We start from the raw sequence: 9,770 nt of genomic DNA on the forward strand, positions 1-9,770 counted from the left end.
AGTTCATCCGGAATTCTCCAACCATCATCTCTAACAACTAATCCCATCGGGTCACCTCTTCTCATTCTCACGTGACCCATTCCCTAATATCTATTCAATGAGAAAGCTACTATTTATTCCTTTCGGGATAGGCTCTTAGTAACTGCTCAGCCACTACTAAAAGCAAAAGGAACACTCTTAAAAGAAGTTCTCCCTCTTCTTACAAGTGGAGCATTTTACAAAGCACAATACCAACAATAAATTTTATCATTTTTTATTCTTTTTCATCTCATTTTGCAAACCAATTTCAACTTGCCAATATAGTTGAGTTCCAAGCATTCGAATATCATCTGGAACTCAACTATTCCGCAAAAATCCTCATAAAACATTCGAAAGCTAAGGATTTTTGCTATACCTTTAAATACCTCCTTTTCCATAAAATGGAATAAAAAGAGAGGTGCCCGAATGAATGTCACGCAGTACTCTAAATATGCGCTGAGTATTTTCTTCATTTTCGTCCTATACGTTGCGTACCTCCTCCTCAAACCATTCCTTCTCACGATCATCACGGCAGTCATTCTCGTCTACGTTTTCTCGCCTGTGTACAATTTTGTCAATAGAAAGTTGATCACAAATAAGTATCTCTGCTCACTGGTCGTCCTAACGGCAGTCTTCATCCTCCTCAGCGTTCCTCTTGTAATTATGCTCCACTCCCTCTCTCAACAAGGGTATGAACAATACACCGTGTTAAAAGAAACCTTCTCTGACCCAACGCTTCTTGAATGCACGAATGGAAACACAGAATTTTGCTCGACATACATGTCCTTTTTGAGCGATGAAGAACGATCTGTGCTTCAGGATTTCTTAAAAAACAGCGTCGTCAATATCGCGCAGAAAGTAATGAGCTCCACCTTCGCCCTTCTCTCTTCGCTTCCCAGCAAATTCCTCGAGTTTTTCGTCATGATTTTCCTCATGTTCTTCCTGTTTATGGATGGGAAAAAACTATTCGAGACAGTCAAGAATTTCCTTCCCATGAAACTCGAGCATGAAGAATATTTGATCAACACCTTAAAAGAAACAACAGACGCGGTTGTTTTTGGACAAGTATTTATCGCAGTACTAGAAGGAATTCTTGCGTGGATTGGCTTCTCGCTCATGGGCATAGATCACGCGCTGCTACTCGGTTCATTTATCGCGTTTTTAGGAGTCATTCCATTTTTAGGACCGACATTAGTTTGGGTGCCTTTGGCGCTGTACTACGCAAGTATTGGACTGAACACAGGAGATAATGGACTGCTCCTAAAGGGAGTTATCATTGCGGCGTATGGTGGAATTGTTCTAGGATTAGTCGAAAATATAGTAAAACCAAAGATCATAGGAGACAAAGCAAAACTGCATCCTGCGCTTGTTTTCCTCGGTGTCTTGGGTGGAATCTCACTCTTCGGCTTTATAGGATTTTTCCTTGGTCCAATCATCCTTGCGGTCTTGTTCACATTGATAAGAATTTATGAAAAAGAAAAATTGATTCAAATGAACAGAAGAAAAAGAAACGAGAAAGACGGTGCATAATGAAATTAAAAGTCAAAAATCTTCCCATAGGAACAGGAGATATCACTATCGCGGTTCTTTGTGATAGAGACGCGACACGCATGGACTTGCGGCCTGCGGATCGTATTCTCATAAAATTTGGGAGCAGGAAAGTAGTCGCGACAGTGGACATCATTGGAAGAGTGAATGGCGACAAAAAGGCGAATCATAAAGCGCACATGATTTGCTGCGGAGATATTGGACTGTTCTTGGAGTCGCAGAGTGCGCTTGAAGTCAAGACAGGAGATGTTGTAGAAATCCTCCCCGCGCAAAAGCCAGTTTCTATTCAGTATATCAAGAAAAAATTGGAAGGAAAACGATTAACTGCAAAAGAGCTACAGACAATCATCAAAGACATTGCCGCGAGAAATATTTCTGACATAGAACTCACGTATTTTGTCACTGCATGTTATCTGAATGAACTTGATATGAATGAAATCACTGCATTAACGCATGCGATGGTGAGTTCTGGAAACACCCTCAATCTTCCGCAGAAAGTTATTGTCGACAAACATTGCATTGGAGGTGTTGCGGCGAACAGAACTTCAATGGTTGTTGTTCCTATTCTTGCTGCGGCAGGGCTAACCATTCCTAAAACATCCTCCCGATCGATTACGAGCGCAGCAGGAACTGCAGACACTGTGGAAGTGCTTTGCCCAGTAGTATTCTCACTTCCTGAAATGAAACAAATCATCAAGAAAACAAATGGCTGCCTTGTCTGGGGTGGAGCGATGAGTCTTGCCCCTGCGGATGACAAAATTATTCAGGTGGAACATCCTGTTTCTCTTGATCCAACAGGACAATTATTGGCAAGCATTATGGCAAAAAAGAAATCTGTCGGCGCGACGCACGTCCTTATCGACATTCCTGTGGGAAGAGGCGCGAAGATTACCGATATGACGCATGCGCGATCGCTAGAAAAGAAATTCGTCGAGCTCGGAAAACGATTGCATATGAAAGTCGCTGCGATTATTACTGATGGGTCCGAACCAGTCGGGAATGGAATAGGACCTTCATTAGAAGCGCGCGACGTGTTGTGGACGTTAAAGAATAACGCGAAAGGATCCATACTTCTGAAAAATAAAAGTATCCGAATGGCGGGAATGCTTCTTGAACTCACAGGAAAAGCAAAGAAAGGAACTGGTCAAGATATAGCAAGAGAAATTATGGAAACAGGAAAAGCGTATCAGAAATTCATGGACATCATTGTCGCGCAGGGTGGAAAAGCAATTAAACCAGAGAGCATTCGCCTCGCGAAGAAATCATATACCATTACTGCAAAAAAGAGTGGCACGATTAGTCATATAGATAATGAGTTGATGAATAAAATCGCGAGAATCGCGGGCGCGCCGCATGATCAAGAAGCAGGAGTCTATTTGTACCATCACAAAGGAGACAAGGTAACGAAAGGAGAACGATTGTTTACTGTCTATTCTGACAGCCAAGAACGATTGGATTATGCGTTAGAAATCACAAAGACGAAAAATGCAGTGGAGATGAGGTGAATAAGATTACTCTATTCTTTTGTATGCGCCTTCTGCCGTTGTTCTAAGGCCAAATATTCGTCTACACGAAGCCATATACCAACCAAGTGTAGGTCCAATAAATGGAGATGCATAAAATAAATTTTCGGCACCATTTTTTACTTTTTCAATATTAATTTCTCCTTCAGAAACAAGAGTGCCCACCGCAAGAACAGTTGCATAAACCGGTATTTGAAATGTGTTAAACGCGAGTAAATCAACAACTCTCTTCCTTACAAAGCCGGCACTTTCATTGGTTTTTGTATAGTGATAAACTTTTTCTGTCCACCAGCCATAGGGAGCTGAAGTAAGAACATTTGTCCCACATGAAGCAATTCTTGCTGCAACAATTCCAGAAAGATTTAATCCTGATAGAGCGTCGAGAACAGCTCCAACAACAGTGGTATAAGTAATGTTACTAAACGTATCCACAGCAGCAACTTTTTTTGAAGAGCGGGGAGTATCTGCAACAATTTTTTCAAGAGAGGTTGGTTCATTCATCGAAGTCTAGAAAGGACGCCTGTTTTATAAAGTTTTCCAGAAATCACTACCTAAGAGTTAGAATAATCTGAGATTAAGAAAAACAATCAACCTACTCCTTCATGCCCTGAAACGCCAGTAAATCTTCCATCGTCAATTTAACTTTTTTACCGCCAGACTTCAGTTTCTCTTCAACAGTGCGCACTTTTTCCGCAAGGGTCTTTTTGTTTTGTTCTTCAGTGGAGCGTTCTTGTTCAAAGCGTTGCTTTTTCTTAGTCTCACGCATTTCGCGAAGTTCAGGCAATAACATTTTCAATTGAGAGCTCGTTTCATTGAACTGCTTTTTGAGTTCCATAAATTTGTCATGCGCTTCTTTCTCAACTTTTTTGAGCTCATCAATTTTTTTGGATTCTGTAATAAGCGCTTCGTGTTTTGTCTGGCTTTCTTTCGCGCTTTCCTGAACAACTTTGTGCGCATCGTTTGCCTGTTTTTTAAGATCAGAAATTTCCTTGGAAACGCCGCGGGATTTTGCCCAGCCTTCTTCTGCTTTCATCGCGGTAGCGTATTGTTTTCGAAGCGTATTAATCGTCTTCATCATCTGTTTTTCTTTATCAAAGGAAAGTCCTTCTGTTTCAATTCGCTTTTCAAGGCCTGCGATTTGTTTGCGAAGTTCTTCAGGGTGCATTTTTCGCTCGACTTTCACTTCTTCTTTCTTGTCGCCTTGAAGGGATTTTGCCTCTTTGACTTTTTCAGAAATAATTTTGTTCAACTCATCGCGCTTTTTCTTTTCCTGCTGAACAGTCGCGCTGAGCGCGTTTCGTTTTTCGAGAGAATCTTTGATTTTTTGGATTTCTGCTTTGATTTGATTGCCAATTTCAAGCCGTTTCGCGAACCATTTTTCTTTTTCATCGTTGATCGCGTTAAGCTTTGCTTTCAATTCCTGAACAGAAGTATGAGGATCAGAATGTTTTGACTGAGAAGTTTCTTCTGAAGCTGGTGATTTTGGTTGTTCTTCCATGGTATTCATCGTTGTGCTCGTTCTACTGATCTAAAAGTTGAAAAAAATAACACAGACGCGCCAATGTTATTATGCTCGCCTATCCCATGCCTGAAGGCATGGGTTTTACGGCTCGCAAACTCTTGTTGGCGCGTCTGTGGAATTAAAAAGTGGGCGTGCTGTGGGCAATTCATCCACTGACCTGAAGGTCGTGGTTTTCTTGCCCACTTTTTAATAAAGATAAAAAATAAAAAATCTATCCGAAAAGTGCGCCGAGGCCTGCTGCTGCTGCGCCTTCATCAACTTTCTTTTCTTCTTTCTTTTCAGCTTTCTTTTCAGCTGGAGCTGCTGCTGCCGGAGCTGCTGCAATCTGTACTGCTGCTGCTTTTTCGATAGCTTCGTCAATGTTGACGCCTTCGAGTGCCGCGACAAGTGCTTTAACACGAGTTTCATCTACTTTAACATGCGCTGCTTCCAACACTTTCTTAACAGTCGCTTCATCTACTTTTTGTCCTGCTTTGTGCAGTAACATTGCTGCGTATACATATTCCATTTTCTTTGCCTCCTAGTATTAGGTTCTAACATCCACTTGCTTCTTTGACACTGAGCATTTCGCGCTGTGCTTTTGCCAAGATGTCACCAGCAAGTTCTTTTGTCATTATTCCTCTGCTCACGCCCAAGCCTTTTGCGTCTTTGAAAGCTTTCTGTACAAGGAACGATGTTGTGCCTTTCGTCGGATATGCAATGTCAACTGCAAGGTTGAATGCCCATCGTCCAGCTTGACTCAAATTGTTCATGTACACAGTTTCGTCGATAGCCAAAACTTGTTTTGTGAATATGCTTCCTTTTTCATACACTGCGGTGAGGTCAAGACCAATTTCCATTGGTTCAACGCCAAGTCGTGTAAGAAGTGCCGCGAGTTTATCAGAGATAACATCTCCTTTTCTTGCGACAATAGAATCTGCTTTGATAACAACTTTTCCACCATCAATACCTGCTTTCAAACCAACAGCGCCAAGTTCACCAATGATTGGTCCTGGTGCGAAACTTGTTGGACCTGCTTTGACTTCAATGTCATTTGGTGCAACTTGTCCTGCTTTTGCTGGTGCTTTTGATTTGTTTTTCCCAAGCTTTTTTTGAAGCGCGAAAGGATTGTCTTTGGTAAAAATCATTGCAGGCATGCCTTCCATGTATGGAACAAGCTGTTCAATACCTGGTTTTTTTGCTTTAACCTGATCGATTGCTTTTTTGAGTAATCGTCGTTTGGTCATGCGAAGAACAACAGTGCTTCGAAGTTGCGCGCGCATGTTTTGCAATTGTTTTGTTGGGAGGTTGTTCATGTTCACCACACCAACAATTGGATATTCTTCCATAAGGGAAACAAATTCCTGGACTGTGCCTTGTTTTTCTTTTTTAGTTGCTGATATTTTTTCTGCCATTATTCCACCTTAACTGGTTTTGACATGGTTAATTTCAAGTACACTTGCTTGATGTTTTCTTCATGCTGTGGCAAGTGCTGTAATATTTGATTGTAGAGTGAATCAATATTCTCCACAATGTCTGTTTCACTTTCTTCTTCATTGCCAACTCTGCATTGAACTTGTGGCTGTAATTTTGCGCTGACTTTGACAGTCTTTTGCAATTTATCATAGAGTGGCTTGAGTGTTGCTTTAGGAGGAACAACGCAACCTGCTTTTGGGTTTGGCATTTTTCCACGTGGACCAAATACTTTCCCGAACGCGCCTGCGATTTGCGCCATGATGTTTGCCTGCGCGATAAAAAATTGATATTCAGAAGCAAGTCTTTTTGCTTTCTTTTTGTCGCTTGCGTATTCTACGAATTCTTCCTGAAGAATAACTTTATCGCATACTTTTGTCGCTTCTTCTTTAAGTTCCGCGCCGATAAGCGCGCAAACGCGTGCCGGCTTTCCCCGACCGTGGGGAAGCATTGCGAAAAATTCCATTTGTTCTTCTGGTTTTTTGAGATTTAAACCTTGGAGCGTGACAATGAGATCAATGTTTTGCTTGAATCCTCGTTTCTTAGAATCTTGTTTAAGTTTTTTTACTACTGCTGCTATTGTTTCTTTTTTCAAGTTCTCACCTTATACCCTTCTACGTTCCATTGGATCGTAGTTCTGCGGGATAGATGGAAAGAAAAAGAGGTTGTTTATAAAGATTGTTGTTCTTGCTTTCATTCAAAAATTTAGCAATCCTACCCTTCAGGAACAGAAGCAAGGCGCTGTCCAACCCCAAGCATTGTATAAAGCAGTGTTTTGGCAGCCTGTTCAGAAACATGATCGCGATACTCAACAGGTACTTTTCTTCCTAATGTTCTATAAAACGTGTCAAATTGTACTCTCTGTGTCTCAAGCAAAGATTGGAGAACAGTTCGCATCTCTCGATTTTTAGGTGGAAAAACTTCTAACATTAAACCATGAGGAGCACGAAAGAGCTCATCGCATTCGAAAGCACAAAGAAACAATTGAAATTCGTAGTCGTTAAAGCGAGCTCTTGGATTAAGAGCTCGATACGCCGCGCTATGAGAGAGCGTAACAGAAAGATCCTCGCTGCCATCAGAACGATCTTTTGCGTAGTTTCCATATTGCAGAGTGCAATCCATCTCTAACAATTGCCAGACGCCGCCTGCGGGAATGCGCGCAGACTGAACGTGCGGTAACTGAGGTGCGCGAGAGATTTGTTCCAACCCAATACCAGAATCCACAACAAGCGCATGAAAAATATTTTCTAACGTCATGAGGGAGAGAAATAACAAACGATTTAAATTGATTATGATATTCTTGGCGCGTTGTCTGAAAGATCAATTTTTACATGGGAACTCGGTGAAAGCCCAACACTTTAGTGCGGGGATGAAGCTGTTAGTTCACATGTTTAATAATCCCGACGGGAAAGCCCAAGTCTTCAGACCTGGGATGTCCGTCCGGGATTATTTTTACCTTTTGTGAGTAGAAATTATAGGAAATATTTAAAAGAAGCAGCACGGTTCTTCAGGTATGGGAATAGATTTTGTTGTCGCAAAAATTCGGCACGCTGGCCCTTCTGATGCTAATTTGTTGATACCGTATCTGAATACATGTCACGTCGTTCTTCCTGAAAATACCTGCGTTCCTGAAGAGGAATGCAAAAGAAAGGAAGATACATATAAAGATATTTTAACTTCTTCCATGTGTAATAAGCAAAAGCGGCACCTTCAAAAAAGGGCAAGAGAGCTTAATAACCCAAAAGATGAAACATTCAGGGCGTACGATGCTCGGCTCCAAGAACTTCTTTTGAAACATAAAATGCCTCTTGTGTTCCTCGAACGTTGGCCAAGTTCACAAGAAGCGAATATGACAAGCTCATATCATCGTCATGCAGTAAGCCATGCCAATTACGAAACGCTCCTTGGAGGGAATTACCTTCCCGTACTTATTGAAAGTTATAACGCTATAAGCAGATGTATCCAACACATCCGTCTTCGCGACGAACAGATGGGGATTTGCGCGCACAGCATTGAAGACCGAATTGTTGCGCTTTATCCCCAACTAAAGGCAGTGCCGAGAATTCGTGCACTTGTTCCCATAGGCGCTGCGCATATGCCTGAGCGTTACCTCAAGGATGTACCTGATGCAACAGTCAGCGTTCATAATCATGTTCACGATTGGGAGATGTGGGTGCAATATTATAAAAGTGCCAGATATAAAGAAGAAATTCCAGCAGATTTTGAGTCTGCAAAACAGCTGCTTGCGCGAAATCTCCTTGAACATTATCTTGAATACGCATTCAAAACACATCCCACCGTTGTCAAGAATATGTCTCCAACCCCGCTCAGTTACCATCTTGTTATGAAAATGGGGATTAATGATCTTCAGGAAATTAGCAGTGAACTAGCTCGTGTACATGATCCCGATCCTCTCCAACGCGCACAAATCATTTTCAATTTTTTTGACAGGAGAGGAATTCAACTCCCGGCAACTTCTGAGGAATATAGAAGAATGCTTACAAGCTATAAACAACAAGAACAATAAAACACCATAGTGTTCTAACTATGTCCTATTTTGCGCGTTGCCCGAAACGCCAGCTTTCTTATATCCCATCCGTTCCTGCATGGTTTGAATAAACTGCTCGACTTCAGGCGTCATCTGAGAAATAATGTCTGTCGGACCAACACCTTTTGGAAGCACGCGAACTCTGCCAATAAAAGAGAGTAAAAAGTTAAGAAGATCAATAATACCCATCGTTAAACAATATCCTAAAATAATCAGCGCGATAATATTCATGTCAAAAAAAGGATGAATATCCAAGAATTTGTCCGCGATAGGAAGCAGAAGCGTCAAACGGTCCCATAAAACAGAGTTAAAAAAATAAAACACAACTGAACCAATTAAATACGCTGCCGCCCAGAGTGCTTTGACTGTTTTCAAATTAGTGTAGTATTCTACAAGTTCGATATTTTCAAGATTAAATTCAATCAACGCTTTTGGAAATTTTCGAAGAAGAATCAATCGTTTTGTCGTGACCACTGCAATATACAAGCCAATGTTATATTTGAATTTAATTTCTTCGCCTTCAGTAAGAAAACGACCGTATCGCGCAAAAAGCTCAACAAATTCTTTGCTTTCTTCAAAGGTCTGTTCTTTGACGAGCGTTTCACTGACATATTTATCAACAGTCTTTGCTTCCCAGCCTGCGTTGAGCAATTGTTCACGAATTTCTTCTTTGGTGAATCCTTTTGCGTGCTGCTGTTTAATGTAATTCATTAACCGGAGTGTTGCTTCGACGTCGATTTTGTTTCACCTGATTATTCCCTGGCTGTTTCTGTATTTAAAACTTGCTTTGGTTTCCCCTTTAAGAGTACCAAACTTTAAATAAACCACGTCTCTTCCAAAATATATGTACAGCAAACATCTTCACATCGCAAAAGCAGAAAGAATACACTTTGATAATCGCAAAGCAGAGCGCAAACACGCACTAGCAAAGGCAAAAATGTCCGGGGGACCCATTGCACTTTAGTGCAATGGGGTTTTTATGATTGTAAAAAGAGAGAAGATGCATAAAGAAAAAAATAATTGACATCCTCCCATGCCTAAAGGCCTCGCTTCGCTCGCCCCTCCGCTTCGCTTCGGGGATGGGATTCCAGTAAAGAGTGGCTTTGGCGTGATGCGCCTCGAGATAATTCTTCGCTTTGTCCAATGTTATGTGTCCTAC

The 9,770-nt window shown here is 41.4% G+C and carries 10 protein-coding genes; 3 read left to right on the forward strand and 7 right to left on the reverse strand.

Annotated elements, in window-relative coordinates; translation table 11 throughout:
* Positions 1-444: 444 nt before the first annotated feature.
* Positions 445-1,548 carry an AI-2E family transporter gene (locus HZC31_02380; protein MBI5002206.1) on the forward strand — a complete coding sequence of 368 codons (1,104 nt, stop codon included), beginning with the start codon at positions 445-447 and terminating at the stop codon, positions 1,546-1,548.
* Complete coding sequence (locus tag HZC31_02385; protein ID MBI5002207.1) at positions 1,548-3,071, forward strand: AMP phosphorylase; 1,524 nt, start codon at positions 1,548-1,550, stop codon at positions 3,069-3,071. The genes HZC31_02380 and HZC31_02385 overlap by 1 nt, the downstream gene beginning before the upstream one ends.
* Positions 3,072-3,077: 6 nt before the next feature.
* Here HZC31_02385 and alaE read toward each other — a convergent pair whose 3' ends face one another.
* From alaE to HZC31_02415, 6 genes are all read right to left on the reverse strand, one after another.
* Entirely contained in the window at positions 3,078-3,590 is a 513-nt protein-coding gene (gene alaE, locus HZC31_02390) for an L-alanine exporter AlaE (protein MBI5002208.1), read from the reverse strand.
* A gap of 91 nt (positions 3,591-3,681) precedes the next feature.
* On the reverse strand, positions 3,682-4,596 hold the full coding sequence (locus HZC31_02395) for a hypothetical protein (protein MBI5002209.1): 915 nt from the start codon (positions 4,594-4,596) through the stop codon (positions 3,682-3,684).
* Positions 4,597-4,822: 226 nt separating this feature from the next.
* Positions 4,823-5,119 (reverse strand): 50S ribosomal protein P1, encoded by a 297-nt coding sequence (gene rpl12p, locus HZC31_02400; GenBank protein MBI5002210.1) that lies wholly within the window; start codon positions 5,117-5,119, stop codon positions 4,823-4,825.
* Between the two features lie 25 nt (positions 5,120-5,144).
* Positions 5,145-6,005 (reverse strand): 50S ribosomal protein L10, encoded by an 861-nt coding sequence (locus HZC31_02405; GenBank protein ID MBI5002211.1) that lies wholly within the window; start codon positions 6,003-6,005, stop codon positions 5,145-5,147.
* A complete protein-coding gene (locus HZC31_02410; protein ID MBI5002212.1) occupies positions 6,005-6,658 on the reverse strand; it encodes a 50S ribosomal protein L1 in 654 nt (217 codons plus the stop codon). The genes HZC31_02405 and HZC31_02410 overlap by 1 nt, the downstream gene beginning before the upstream one ends.
* A 119-nt stretch (positions 6,659-6,777) precedes the next feature.
* Positions 6,778-7,320, reverse strand: coding sequence for a hypothetical protein (locus tag HZC31_02415; GenBank protein MBI5002213.1), 543 nt, complete (start codon positions 7,318-7,320; stop codon positions 6,778-6,780).
* Positions 7,321-7,576: 256 nt separating this feature from the next.
* Between HZC31_02415 and HZC31_02420 the strand changes: the two genes are divergently transcribed.
* A complete protein-coding gene (locus HZC31_02420) occupies positions 7,577-8,590 on the forward strand; it encodes a hypothetical protein (GenBank protein ID MBI5002214.1) in 1,014 nt (337 codons plus the stop codon).
* Between the two features lie 18 nt (positions 8,591-8,608).
* On the opposite strand, the gene HZC31_02425 is transcribed toward HZC31_02420, so the two are convergent.
* On the reverse strand, positions 8,609-9,322 hold the full coding sequence (locus HZC31_02425) for a hypothetical protein (protein MBI5002215.1): 714 nt from the start codon (positions 9,320-9,322) through the stop codon (positions 8,609-8,611).
* Positions 9,323-9,770: the final 448 nt, after the last annotated feature.

Source organism: Candidatus Woesearchaeota archaeon, assembly GCA_016214075.1.
In the GTDB taxonomy this organism is placed as follows: Archaea; Nanobdellota; Nanobdellia; order Woesearchaeales; family DSVV01; genus JACRPI01.